This window comes from Streptomyces sp. Je 1-4 4N24 (assembly GCF_026239515.1).
GTDB classification, from domain to species: domain Bacteria; phylum Actinomycetota; class Actinomycetes; order Streptomycetales; family Streptomycetaceae; genus Streptomyces; species Streptomyces nigrescens.
Window position 1 is genome coordinate 4639490 of sequence record NZ_CP110836.1, and the last position, 11366, is coordinate 4650855.

The window sequence follows — 11366 nt, forward strand, 5'->3', positions numbered from 1 at the left end:
GCCGACGAGCGCCCCGGCCGCACCGCCCTCCCCGCTTCCCCTTCTTCCTTCCGCTTTCCTCTGCGTCGTCCTGCGCGCGCCTGGGGAGGGCGTCCGATCCCGTAGAGCGCCTCTCCCGGGCCCTCCCCGAACCCCTCTGACCCCCGCTCCGAGACGCCCCGCCCTCGTCCCAAACCTGTGGAACGCGTCGGCTCTGTTCGATTCCGCGGCGGGACACGGCCTCTCTCCACAGATTGGGCAAGAATCTTCCGTCCACACCTTGGGGAGGGGAAAGTTATCCCTGTGGGATCCACAGGCCGGTGTACTGACGGGGCATCGGGGGAGGTCAGCCGCGTGTGGATTTGTGGCCAACCTTCCTCCACAGGGTGTGGACAGCGGATTCGTCCACAGGAGGGCCGACATCTTGTCCACCGTCCGCCCACAGGCAAGCCGCCGTTGTCCCCAGCAATCACCGGCTTCTCCACACCGCTGTCCACTGTTCGGCAACACGACACCCACCCTCACCGGGCCGAGTGAAAGCGGTCACACCAAGGTGGTCGGTTGGGCTGTGGGGAACGTGGGTAAAGCTGGGGATGGCACTGGGGAGAAGTACCTGTCCCCTGTGCATCGGGTGTGCAGAACTTCCGGCGGTCCACAGAACCGCCCGCTTATCCACGGCCGCCACCCACAGGGGCGGTGGACAAAAAATCCGCGTTGACCTGCGCAAAAGCGGTTGTCCACGGTTTCCACAGCCCCTACTACTACGACCACGGATATCTACCGGGGAACTCGTTCGGAAACGGGGCCTGTGCACAAGTTGGCCGCCGAGCGTCCGGCCCCGGTCGAGTCGACTTGACCCCGAGCCGCACCGACTGTCGGTGGCGTGCGTCAGACTGGTCTCCGGCAACCCAGCCGACGACGAAGGCCAGCAGGGCGAAGAGCCAGCAACAGCAGGAGGCGGTTTCCGGTGAAGATCCGGGTGGAGCGCGATGTACTCGCGGAGGCAGTGGCCTGGGCGGCCAAGAGCCTCCCGGCCCGTCCGCCGGTGCCCGTCCTCGCGGGCCTGCTGCTGAAGACGGAGGACGGCACGCTGAGCCTCTCCGGCTTCGACTACGAGGTCTCCGCGCGGGTTTCGGTGGACGCGGAGGTGGAAGAGGAGGGCACCGTCCTCGTCTCCGGCCGGCTGCTCGCCGACATCTGCCGTGCGCTCCCCAACCGCCCGGTGGAGATTTCCACCGACGGTGTACGAGTCACCGTCGTCTGTGGTTCCTCGCGGTTCACCCTCCACACCCTTCCTGTGGAGGAGTACCCGTCCCTGCCGACGATGCCCACCGCCACCGGTACCGTCCCCGGTGAGGTCTTCGCCGCGGCCGCCGCCCAGGTCGCCATCGCCGCCGGCCGTGATGACACCCTTCCGGTGCTCACCGGCGTACGGATCGAGATCGAGGGCGACACGGTCACCCTCGCCTCCACCGACCGCTACCGCTTCGCGGTGCGCGAGTTCCTGTGGAAGCCGGAGAGCCCGGACGCCTCCGCGGTCGCGCTGGTCCCCGCCAAGACGCTGCTGGACACCGCCAAGTCCCTCAGCAGCGGCGACACCGTCACGCTGGCGCTGTCCGGCTCCGGCCAGGGCGAGGGCCTGATCGGCTTCGAGGGTGCCGGGCGCCGGACGACGACCCGTCTGCTGGAAGGCGACCTGCCGAAGTACCGCACGCTCTTCCCGACCGAGTTCAATTCGGTCGCCGTGATCGAGACCGCCCCGTTCGTCGAGGCCGTCAAGCGTGTGGCGCTGGTGGCCGAGCGGAACACTCCGGTCCGGCTGAGCTTCGAGCAGGGCGTGCTGATCCTGGAGGCCGGCTCCAGCGACGATGCACAGGCTGTGGAGAGGGTCGACGCCGATCTGGACGGTGACGACATCTCGATCGCCTTCAACCCCGGCTTCCTGCTGGAGGGCCTGTCGGCCATCGACTCCCCCGTGGCGCAGCTGTCCTTCACGACCTCGACGAAGCCGGCGCTGCTGAGCGGCCGGCCGGCCAAGGACGCCGAGGCGGACGACGCGTACAAGTACCTGATCATGCCGGTGCGGCTGTCGGGCTGACGGCCGGGAGCGCGAGGGCCACGCGGACGGCGGTACGCCGGTGCGGCTGTCCGGCGGGTGCCGGACAGCCGCCCTGGCCACGGGCCTTGTGGCGACCGGCTGACAGGCCCCTGATGAGCGGCTGAGCCCACAGGTGTGCACGGACCTGCGGGCGTAGGCTCGGTCTCGGGTACACCAGCAACGACTACGTGCAAAGAGGGTCTCTGATGGAGCTCGGTCTCGTCGGTCTCGGCAAGATGGGCGGCAATATGCGCGAGCGCATTCGCCGCGCCGGCCACACCGTCGTCGGATACGACCGCAACCCGGACCTGGCGGATGTGAACAGCCTCCAGGGGCTTGTGGAGAAGCTCAAGGGTCCGCGGGTGGTCTGGGTCATGGTGCCGGCCGGTGCCGCCACCCAGTCCACGATCGACGAGCTGGCCGAGCTGCTCTCGCCGGGCGACATCGTCGTGGACGGCGGCAACTCCCGCTGGACCGACGACGAGAAGCACGCCGAGGAGCTGAAGGCCAAGGGCATCGGCTTCGTCGACTGCGGTGTCTCCGGCGGCGTCTGGGGCCTGGAGAACGGCTATGCGCTGATGTACGGCGGCGACAAGGACGACGTCGCCAAGGTGCAGCCGATCTTCGACGCGCTCAAGCCCGAGGGCGAGTTCGGCTCGGTGCACGCCGGCAAGGTCGGCGCCGGCCACTTCGCGAAGATGGTCCACAACGGCATCGAGTACGCGATGATGCAGGCCTTCGCCGAGGGCTGGGAGCTGCTGGAGAAGGTCGACTCCGTCACGGACGTGCGGGAGATCTTCCGTTCCTGGCAGGAGGGCACGGTCATCCGCTCCTGGCTGCTGGACCTGGCCGTCAACGCGCTCGACGACGACGAGCACCTGGAGAAGCTGCGCGGCTACGCCGCCGACTCCGGTGAGGGCCGCTGGACCGTAGAGGCCGCGATCGACAACGCCGTACCGCTGCCCACGATCACGGCCTCGCTCTTCGCGCGCTTCTCCTCCCGTCAGGACGACTCCCCGCAGATGAAGATGATCGCCGCGCTGCGCAACCAGTTCGGTGGCCACGCGGTCGAGGGCACGAAGTAGCGGACACCGCAGCAACCAGAAGCAACAGGCACCAACAGCACGCACAGCCGGGGGAGGTCGGCACCCAGCCATGCACGTATCGCATCTGTCCCTCGCCGACTTCCGCTCGTACGCCCGGGTCGAGGTTCCGCTCGATCCGGGCGTCACGGCTTTCGTGGGCCCCAACGGCCAGGGCAAGACCAATCTGGTCGAGGCGATCGGCTATCTCGCCACGCTCGGCAGCCACCGGGTCTCCTCGGACGCCCCGCTGGTGCGGATGGGCGCCGAGCGGGCGGTCGTCCGGGCCGCGGTCGTCCAGGGCGAGCGGCAGCAGCTGATCGAGCTGGAGCTCAACCCGGGCAAGGCCAACCGCGCCAGGATCAACAGGTCTTCGCAGGTCAGGCCGCGGGACGTGCTGGGGATCGTCCGGACGGTGCTGTTCGCGCCGGAGGATCTGGCGCTGGTCAAGGGCGATCCGGGGGAGCGCCGGCGGTTCCTGGACGAGCTGATCACCGCGCGGTCGCCGCGGATGGCCGGGGTGCGCTCGGACTACGACCGGGTCCTCAAGCAGCGCAACACCCTGTTGAAAACAGCCGCGTTGGCGCGGCGGCACGGCGGCCGGCAGATGGACCTGTCCACTCTCGACGTATGGGACCAGCATCTGGCCCGCGCGGGCGCCGAGCTGCTGACGCAGCGGCTCGATCTGATCGCCGCGCTGCAGCCGCTCGCGGACAAGGCCTATGAACAGCTGGCGCCGGGCGGCGGGCCGCTGGCGCTGGAGTACCGCGGTTCGGCGGGCGAGGCGATGGCCGAGGCCACCACCCGCGAGGAGCTGTACGGCGTGCTGCTGGCGGCGCTCGGCGAGGCCCGTAAGGGAGAGATCGAGCGCGGGGTGACGCTGGTCGGCCCGCACCGCGACGATCTGGTGCTCAAGCTGGGGCAGCTCCCGGCGAAGGGCTACGCCAGCCACGGTGAGTCCTGGTCGTATGCGCTGGCGCTGCGGCTGGCCTCGTACGACCTGCTGCGCGCCGAGGGCAATGAGCCGGTGCTCGTCCTGGACGACGTCTTCGCCGAGCTGGACGCGCGACGCCGCGAGCGGCTGGCGGAGCTGGTGGCCCCGGGCGAGCAGGTGCTGGTGACGGCCGCGGTGGACGACGATGTGCCGGGTGTCCTGGCCGGGACGCGCTTTGCGGTGGCCGGCGGCGCCGTGGAGAAGGTGACCCCGTGAGCGAGGAGCAGCCCGACCGGCCCCGGCCGCCGGAGCTCTCCGGGGTGGATCTGGCCCGCCAGGCGCTGGTGGCCGCAAAGGAGCAGGCGCGGGCGCGGGGCGCGGCCGCGCAGCAGAAGAAGCAGGCCAGGCGCGGGGGACTGCGCTCGGGGGCGCGGGCGGACGGCCGCGATCCGCTGCCGCTCGGTGCGGCGATCAACCGGCTGATCACGGAGCGCGGCTGGGAGACCCCGGCGGCGGTCGGCGGGGTGATGGGGCGCTGGCCGCAGCTGGTCGGGCCCGAGGTGGCACAGCACTGTGAGCCGCAGAAGTACGACGAGGACGCCCGGGTGCTGACGGTGCAGTGCGATTCGACGGCATGGGCGACGCAGCTGCGGCTGCTGGCCCCGACGCTGGTGGCCCGCCTCAACGAGGACCTGGGGCACGGCACCGTAAAGGTGATCAAGGTGCTGGGCCCTGGCGGTCCCGCCCGGCGCTACGGATCGCTGCGCGCACCGGGCAGCAAGGGCCCTGGCGACACCTACGGCTGAGCCCCGGACCCCCTGGGTGACCTGCGAAGGTCCCCTATATACGGGTGAGGCGGATGAGACTCCGCTCACGGTAGCCGCCGGTTGACAGTCCGAAGCGCTGAGTGCCCGCGTGAGCGTCCTGAGGCCCCGTCTCGGATATGGGGAGTCGGCGGACGCCAGTTCAGGGCGGCACATGACGACTCAGGTGCCTCCAAACCCCCATGAGTGTCGGCGCCACCGGTACACTGGTGGCAATCCCGCCCACTCGCGGAACATGTCGAACGACGCAGCCGCTCCCGCCTGTCTTCCCAGGGGTGAATCCCACAGGCGCGGAAGGGCTCGTGCTGTGCCAGAAAGGGCGCTTCGTGGCCGACTCCGGCGACCTCAACGAGAACAACACGGCTTCTACTGAAGAGGGGGTTCCTGCCGGCGCCATGGGCGACTCCGCGGTGGAGAAGTCGTATGACGCCAGTGCGATCACCGTCCTCGAAGGCCTGGACGCGGTCCGCAAGCGCCCTGGCATGTACATCGGCTCGACGGGCGAGCGTGGTCTGCACCACCTCGTGCAAGAGGTCGTCGACAACTCCGTCGACGAGGCGCTGGCGGGCCACGCGGACACCATCACGGTGACGCTCCTGGCCGACGGCGGCGTCCGCGTCGTCGACAACGGCCGCGGTATCCCGGTCGGCATCGTGCCGTCGGAGAACAAGCCGGCCGTCGAGGTCGTGATGACGGTGCTGCACGCCGGCGGTAAGTTCGGCGGCGGCGGCTACGCGGTCTCCGGTGGTCTGCACGGCGTGGGTGTCTCCGTCGTGAACGCGCTGTCGCAGCGGGTGGCGGTCGAGGTCCGCACGGACGGCTACCGCTGGACGCAGGAGTACAAGCTCGGTGTGCCGACCGCGCCGCTCGCCAAGAACGAGGCGACGGACGAAACCGGCACGACCGTGACGTTCTGGGCCGACCCCGACATCTTCGAGACCACCACGTACAGCTTCGAGACGCTGTCGCGGCGCTTCCAGGAGATGGCGTTCCTCAACAAGGGTCTGACGATCGCGCTGACCGACGAGCGCCCGGACCACGTGGACGAGGACGGCACGCCGCTCTCGGTGCGGTACCACTACGAGGGCGGCATCGTCGACTTCGTGACGTACCTCAACTCGCGCAAGGGCGAGCTGGTGCACCCGACGGTGATCTCGGTCGAGGCCGAGGACAAGGAGCGGATGCTCTCCATCGACCTCGCGATGCAGTGGAACACCCAGTACAGCGAGGGTGTCTACAGCTTCGCGAACATCATCCACACCCATGAGGGCGGTACCCACGAGGAGGGCTTCCGCGCCGCGCTGACCGGTCTGATCAACCGCTACGCGCGCGAGAAGAAGCTGCTGCGCGAGAAGGACGACAACCTCACGGGTGAGGACATCCGCGAGGGTCTGACGGCGATCATCTCGGTCAAGCTCGCCGAGCCGCAGTTCGAGGGTCAGACCAAGACCAAGCTGGGCAACACCGAGGTGAAGACCTTCGTCCAGAAGGTGGTCCACGAGCACCTCAACGACTGGCTGGACCGCAACCCCAACGAGGCCGCGGACATCATCCGCAAGGGCATCCAGGCGGCCACCGCGCGTGTGGCGGCCCGTAAGGCGCGCGATCTGACCCGCCGCAAGGGCCTGCTGGAGACCGCGTCGCTGCCCGGCAAGCTGAGCGACTGCCAGTCCAACGACCCCGAGAAGTGCGAGATCTTCATCGTCGAGGGTGACTCCGCCGGCGGCTCGGCCAAGTCCGGCCGTAACCCGGAGTACCAGGCGATCCTGCCGATCCGAGGAAAGATCCTCAACGTCGAGAAGGCCCGGGTCGACAAGATCCTGCAGAACAACGAGGTCCAGGCGCTGATCTCGGCGTTCGGCACGGGTGTGCACGAGGACTTCGACATCGAGAAGCTCCGCTATCACAAGATCATCCTGATGGCGGACGCCGACGTCGACGGTCAGCACATCAACACCCTCCTGCTCACCTTCCTCTTCCGCTTCATGCGGCCGCTGGTCGAGGCCGGGCACGTCTACCTCTCCCGCCCGCCGCTGTACAAGATCAAGTGGGGCCGGGACGACTTCGAGTACGCCTACTCCGACCCGGAGCGGGACGCGCTGATCGAGCTCGGCAAGCAGAACGGCAAGCGGATCCGCGAGGACTCCATCCAGCGGTTCAAGGGTCTCGGTGAGATGAACGCCGAGGAGCTGCGCATCACGACCATGGACACCGACCACCGTGTCCTCGGCCAGGTCTCCCTGGACGACGCGGCCCGCGCGGACGACCTGTTCTCCGTGCTGATGGGCGAGGACGTCGAGGCGCGCCGCTCGTTCATCCAGCGCAACGCCAAGGACGTCCGCTTCCTCGACATCTGAGCCCTGTCGGCCCGAACAACAGCCGCAGCTCGAAAGGACTTTGAACCACCATGGCCGACGAGAACCCCCCTGTGACCCCGGACGGCGTGACCGCCGAGGGCGCGCCCGCCGCCATCGAAGGCGTGGGGATGCGTGTCGAGCCCGTCGGGCTCGAGACGGAGATGCAGCGCTCCTACCTCGACTACGCGATGTCCGTCATCGTCTCGCGTGCGCTGCCGGACGTCCGGGACGGCCTCAAGCCCGTCCACCGCCGCGTCCTGTACGCCATGTACGACGGCGGCTACCGCCCCGAGAAGGGCTTCTACAAGTGCGCCCGCGTCGTCGGTGACGTCATGGGTACGTACCACCCGCACGGCGACTCCTCGATCTACGACGCCCTGGTGCGCCTGGCACAGCCGTGGTCGATGCGGATGCCGCTGGTCGACTCCAACGGCAACTTCGGCTCCCCGGGCAACGACCCGGCCGCCGCCATGCGGTACACCGAGTGCAAGATGAAGCAGCTCTCCATGGAGATGCTGCGGGACATCGACGAGGAGACCGTCGATTTCCAGGACAACTACGACGGCCGTAACCAGGAGCCGACGGTCCTGCCGGCGCGCTTCCCCAACCTGCTGATCAACGGGTCGGCCGGTATCGCGGTCGGTATGGCCACCAACATCCCGCCGCACAACCTCCGCGAGGTCGCGGCCGGTGCCCAGTGGGCGCTGGAGCACCCGGAGGCCTCCCACGAGGAGCTGCTGGACGCGCTCATCGAGCGGATCAAGGGCCCGGACTTCCCCACCGGCGCGCTGGTGGTGGGCCGCAAGGGCATCGAGGAGGCCTACCGCACCGGCCGTGGCTCGATCACGATGCGTGCGGTGGTGGCGGTCGAGGAGATCCAGAACCGCCAGTGCCTGGTGGTCACCGAGCTGCCCTACCAGGTCAACCCGGACAACCTCGCGCAGAAGATCGCCGACCTGGTGAAGGACGGCAAGATCGGCGGGATCGCGGACGTCCGCGACGAGACCTCCTCGCGTACGGGCCAGCGTCTGGTCATCGTGCTCAAGCGGGACGCGGTCGCCAAGGTCGTCCTCAACAACCTCTACAAGCACACCGATCTGCAGACCAACTTCGGCGCGAACATGCTGGCGCTGGTCGACGGGGTGCCGCGCACGCTCTCGCTGGACGCCTTCATCCGCAACTGGGTGACGCACCAGGTCGAGGTCATCGTCCGCCGGACGAAGTTCCGGCTGCGCAAGGCCGAGGAGCGGGCGCACATCCTGCGCGGTCTGCTCAAGGCGCTGGACGCCATCGACGAGGTCATCGCGCTGATCCGGCGCAGTGAGACGGTCGAGGTGGCCCGCGAGGGCCTGATGGGCCTGCTGACGATCGACGAGATCCAGGCGAACGCGATCCTGGAGATGCAGCTGCGCCGACTGGCCGCCCTGGAGCGCCAGAAGATCACCGCCGAGCACGACGAGCTGCAGCGCAAGATCAATGAGTACAACGCGATCCTGGCCTCCCCGGAGCGGCAGCGCCAGATCATCAGCGAGGAACTCGCGGCGATCGTCGAGAAGTTCGGCGACGACCGGCGCAGCAAGCTGGTGCCCTTCGAGGGCGACATGTCCATCGAGGACCTGATCGCCGAGGAGGACATCGTCGTCACGATCACCCGTGGCGGCTATGTGAAGCGGACGAAGACCGACGACTACCGCTCGCAGAAGCGCGGCGGCAAGGGCGTCCGGGGCACCAAGCTCAAGGAAGACGACATCGTCGACCACTTCTTCGTCTCCACGACCCACCACTGGCTGCTGTTCTTCACGAACAAGGGCCGGGTCTACCGCGCCAAGGCGTACGAACTCCCCGACGCGGGACGGGACGCGCGGGGTCAGCATGTGGCCAATCTCCTCGCCTTCCAGCCGGACGAGCAGATCGCGCAGATCCTGGCGATCCGCGACTACGAGGCCATGCCGTATCTGGTGCTCGCCACCAAGGCCGGCCTGGTGAAGAAGACGCCGCTCAAGGACTATGACTCGCCGCGTTCCGGCGGTGTCATCGCGATCAACCTGCGCGAGCAGGAGGACGGCACGGATGACGAGCTGATCGGCGCCGAGCTGGTGTCGGAGCACGACGATCTGCTGCTGATCAGCAAGAAGGCCCAGTCGATCCGGTTCACGGCGACGGACGAGGCGCTGCGCCCGATGGGCCGGGCCACGTCCGGTGTGAAGGGCATGAGCTTCCGCGAGGGCGATGAGCTGCTCTCGATGAACGTGGTCCGCGCCAACACCTTCGTGTTCACCGCCACGGACGGCGGCTACGCCAAGCGCACCGCGGTCGACGAGTACCGCGTCCAGGGCCGCGGCGGGCTGGGCATCAAGGCCGCCAAGATCGTCGAGGACCGGGGTTCGCTGGTCGGCGCGCTGGTCGTCGAGGAGACGGATGAGATCCTCGCAGTGACGCTCGGGGGTGGCGTGATCCGTACGCGGGTCAACGAGGTGCGTGAGACGGGCCGTGACACCATGGGCGTCCAACTGATCAACCTGGGCAAGCGTGATGCCGTCGTCGGCATCGCATGGAACGCCGAGGCCGGCCGTGAAGCCGAAGAGGTCGACGGGGGCGCCGAGCCCGACGAGACCGAGGCGGCGGAGGGGACCGTGCCCGCGGAGACCGAGGGCGAGCAGCCCGCGGAGTAACACGAGGAGTAGATCGTGAGTGGAGCCACGGGCGCTGCGGCGGGTGGATCGGGAGCCGGGAAGGGCTCCTCGTCCGGACCCGCGACCGTGACGGAGGACAGCGCCCGTGGCTCCGCCGTTTCCGACACCGGCCCCCGGGACGAGGGCTCGCATCAAGGGGGACCCGTGACCGATACCCGACAGCCACAGCCACAGCCCCGGCCGGAACCCCAGGCGAAGGCCGGGAGCGGCGCACAGCAGCCGTATCAGCCGCCTCAGGCGTATCCCACCGAGGACGGGGAGACCGGCGGGCAGGCGGTGCGCAGGCCCCGTACGGGCGCCACCACGGCCCCGCGGACCCGCAAGGCCCGGCTGCGGGTGGCCCGCGCCGATCCGTGGTCGGTGATGAAGGTCAGCTTCCTGCTCTCCATCGCGCTGGGCATCTGCACGGTCGTGGCCGTCGCGGTGCTGTGGATGGTGATGAACGCGATGGGCGTCTTCTCCACGGTCGGCGCGACGATCAGCGAGGCCACCGGCTCCAGTGACGGCGGCGGCTTCGATCTCCAGTCGTTCCTGTCGCTGCCGCGGGCGCTGCTGTTCACCTCGATCATCGCGGTGATCGATGTGGTGCTGGCGACGGCCCTGGCCACGCTCGGTGCCTTCATCTACAACCTGTCGGCCGGGTTCGTCGGAGGCGTGGAGCTCACCCTCGCCGAGGACGAGTGAGTCCCTCGTGAGAGGGCGTTCGCCAGGCTCCGTGAACCGATTTTGGGAACGCCTCTGAAGTGCGCTAATCTTCTGGTGCAGCGAGCGCGCGGCTATAGCTCAGACGGTTAGAGCGCTTCCCTGATAAGGAAGAGGCCCCAGGTTCAAGTCCTGGTAGCCGCACTGCACAATCGGCCCGGCCGGGGAACTCCCCGGCCGGGCCGATTCGTTGTACGGAGGCGGAAGTTGGCTCGCGGAGCGCGTCTCGGAAGAGGTGTTGCCGACCGCGGGCTAGGTAACCGATCGGTATCGGTCGGTGTGTATCATCGGCCGACATAGGTCCCCTACGTCAACGAAAGACGAGGTCGCGCGGTGAAGAAGCTTCTCCTGGTCGCACTGGCCGCCATCGGCGGGCTCCTCGTGTACCGCCAGATCCAGGCGGATCGCGCCGAGCAGGATCTGTGGACGGAGGCGACCGACTCCGTGCCCGCAGGTTCGGGTGTCTGAGACCCATAAACGCACAGCAGGTTCGTACGGACCCCGATTGCCTCCGGGTGGTCGGGGTTTCGTGCGTCCGGGGGCGGGCGGGAGGCCGGTGCTCCCGGGGCCGGCGGCTGTGCCGGGGTGGCTGGTTGTCGTTGCAGGACCGTGACGGTGATCCTCTTGAGTTTGCTATAGCACACCATTAGCTTGCAATAGCAAAGCTTCTGTCTGTGGCGGGGACCAGCAGGACACA

The 11366-nt window shown here is 68.5% G+C and carries 8 protein-coding genes and 1 tRNA gene; all 9 read left to right on the forward strand.

Features of this window, described 5'->3' with window-relative positions; genetic code table 11:
* The first annotated feature begins 946 nt into the window (after positions 1-946).
* The 9 genes from dnaN (at position 947) to SLV14N_RS20165 (ending at position 11137) form a co-directional block, all read left to right on the forward strand.
* Positions 947-2077: a DNA polymerase III subunit beta gene (gene dnaN / locus SLV14N_RS20125; RefSeq protein ID WP_018092092.1), complete on the forward strand. Its 1131-nt coding sequence runs from the start codon at positions 947-949 to the stop codon at positions 2075-2077.
* Between the two features lie 206 nt (positions 2078-2283).
* Entirely contained in the window at positions 2284-3162 is an 879-nt protein-coding gene (gnd, locus tag SLV14N_RS20130) for a phosphogluconate dehydrogenase (NAD(+)-dependent, decarboxylating) (protein ID WP_208682419.1), read from the forward strand.
* 70 nt (positions 3163-3232) lie between these two features.
* Positions 3233-4369 (forward strand): DNA replication/repair protein RecF, encoded by a 1137-nt coding sequence (recF, locus tag SLV14N_RS20135; RefSeq protein WP_263270504.1) that lies wholly within the window; start codon positions 3233-3235, stop codon positions 4367-4369.
* Complete coding sequence (locus SLV14N_RS20140; RefSeq protein ID WP_127152033.1) at positions 4366-4899, forward strand: DUF721 domain-containing protein; 534 nt, start codon at positions 4366-4368, stop codon at positions 4897-4899. Before recF ends, SLV14N_RS20140 begins: the two co-directional genes overlap by 4 nt.
* 320 nt (positions 4900-5219) lie before the next feature.
* Entirely contained in the window at positions 5220-7274 is a 2055-nt protein-coding gene (gyrB, locus tag SLV14N_RS20145; RefSeq protein ID WP_208682423.1) for a DNA topoisomerase (ATP-hydrolyzing) subunit B, read from the forward strand.
* A 50-nt stretch (positions 7275-7324) separates the two neighbouring features.
* Complete coding sequence (gyrA, locus tag SLV14N_RS20150) at positions 7325-9946, forward strand: DNA gyrase subunit A (protein WP_208682425.1); 2622 nt, start codon at positions 7325-7327, stop codon at positions 9944-9946.
* 15 nt (positions 9947-9961) lie between these two features.
* Positions 9962-10651: a DUF3566 domain-containing protein gene (locus SLV14N_RS20155; protein WP_208682427.1), complete on the forward strand. Its 690-nt coding sequence runs from the start codon at positions 9962-9964 to the stop codon at positions 10649-10651.
* A gap of 88 nt (positions 10652-10739) precedes the next feature.
* Positions 10740-10813, forward strand: a tRNA-Ile gene (locus SLV14N_RS20160).
* Between the two features lie 189 nt (positions 10814-11002).
* A complete protein-coding gene (locus SLV14N_RS20165) occupies positions 11003-11137 on the forward strand; it encodes a DLW-39 family protein (RefSeq protein ID WP_003958712.1) in 135 nt (44 codons plus the stop codon).
* Positions 11138-11366 lie beyond the last annotated feature (229 nt).